The organism is Chromohalobacter sp. HP20-39, from assembly GCF_033052815.1.
Lineage (GTDB): Bacteria > Pseudomonadota > Gammaproteobacteria > Pseudomonadales > Halomonadaceae > Chromohalobacter.
In genome coordinates, this window is sequence record NZ_JAWHTP010000273.1 from 1 (window position 1) to 350 (window position 350).

General features: G+C 64.6%; 1 protein-coding gene. It reads left to right on the top strand.

Features of this window, described 5'->3' with window-relative positions:
- A partial coding sequence (locus RVY79_RS17955; protein WP_317465876.1) for an aminoacyl--tRNA ligase-related protein occupies positions 1 to 350 on the top strand: 350 nt, incomplete at both ends.

A 350-nucleotide genomic window follows, 5' to 3' on the forward strand; every position in this document is an offset into this window, starting at 1 on the left:
TGATCCCGACCGCCGAGGTGCCGCTCACGAACCTCGTGCGCGACGAGATCATCGCCGCCGACGCGCTGCCGATGATGTTCGCGGCGCATTCGCCGTGCTTCCGTTCCGAGGCGGGCTCGTACGGCAAGGACACGCGCGGCATGATCCGCCAGCACCAGTTCGATAAGGTCGAGATGGTGCAGATCGTGCAGCCCGAAACGTCGTTCGCCGCGCTGGACGCCATGACCAACTGCGCGGAAAACATCCTGCGCAAGCTGGAGCTGCCGTTCCGCACCGTTGTGCTGTGCACTGGCGACATGGGTTTCGGCAGCACCAAGACCTACGACATCGAGGTGTGGATTCCGGCGCAG